The organism is Moorena sp. SIO2C4, from assembly GCF_010672485.1.
GTDB classification, from domain to species: domain Bacteria; phylum Cyanobacteriota; class Cyanobacteriia; order Cyanobacteriales; family Coleofasciculaceae; genus Moorena; species Moorena producens.
Genome location: NZ_JAAHGN010001526.1, coordinates 1 through 1,204, shown reverse-complemented (window position 1 = coordinate 1,204; position 1,204 = coordinate 1). Strand labels below are relative to the sequence as shown.

The window sequence follows — 1,204 nt, the reverse complement described above, 5'->3', positions numbered from 1 at the left end:
CAGCTATCAGTTATCAGTTATCAGTTATCAGCTATCAGCTATCAGCCATAAGCTATAGCGTTTATTGCATTTATGAGGTACGCTTTTGAGCCTCAAAGTCCCCCTTTATAAGGGGGATTTAGGGGGGATCCCTTTGTACCTGATGGGAGAGAGAATTGCTATATCAGCCAAAGGCCAACGACTGACCGCTGACACCTGTTCCCATAGCGCATATGCTTACAAAAAACTTGTATAGCACTACGCATTCAGATTAAGACATTTGTAAACTCCGAAACTTAGTCATAGCTTACTTCTGACTTCTGACTTCTGACTTGCGGACTTGCGCGTAGGGCTATACTATCATGTCGGAATAATTACCCTTCATAAAAATCTCCCCATCTCCCCATCTCCCTATCTCCCCAGCCTAATTATAGGTATTCCACCAGACTTGATATAAGCTATTTTGAAGGCGTTTATAGCAATCTACTATGGCAACCATTAACGATAACTACCTCAAACTCAAAGCTGGCTACCTATTTCCCGAAATTGCGCGACGGGTCAATACTTTCGCAGAAGCCAATCCTGATGCTAAGCTAATCAAGCTGGGGATTGGTGATGTTACCGAACCACTACCAGCAGCCTGCCGCACCGCTATAATCAAAGCTGTTGAAGAAATGGGCGATCGCGCCACCTTCAAAGGTTATGGTCCAGAGCAAGGCTACCCTTGGTTAAGGGAAAAAATTGCTACCCACGATTTCCAAAGCCGGGGGTGTGAGATTGAAGCTGGAGAAATTTTCATCTCCGATGGCTCCAAGTGCGACACCGGTAACATTCTCGACATCTTTGGGAAAGATAACAAGATTGCCGTTACTGACCCAGTTTATCCTGTCTATGTAGACACCAACGTCATGGCTGGTCATACGGGGGATGCTGATGATAGCGGTAAATATGAGGGTTTGGTTTATCTACCGATTACCGCCGAGAACAACTTCACCGCAGAGATTCCCTCCGAGAAGGTTGATTTAATTTACCTGTGCTTCCCCAATAACCCTACCGGAGCAACCGCTAGCAAAGACTACCTCAAAACTTGGGTAGACTATGCCAAAGCTATAACTATCACTGTTTAGGATTCAAATAGAATTGCTATAGGCTAATGGTTTTAGGCTAATGGTATTAGGCTAATGGTTGTAAGCATTCAGCAGTCAGCCGTCAGCTGTCAGCTTAT

General features: G+C 44.8%; 1 pseudogene. It reads left to right on the top strand.

What is annotated here, in order from left to right:
* Positions 1 to 467: 467 nt before the first annotated feature.
* A pseudogene (locus F6K20_RS39215) lies at positions 468 to 1,088 on the top strand (aminotransferase class I/II-fold pyridoxal phosphate-dependent enzyme); the annotation flags it as partial.
* Between the last annotated feature and the right edge of the window lie 116 nt (positions 1,089 to 1,204).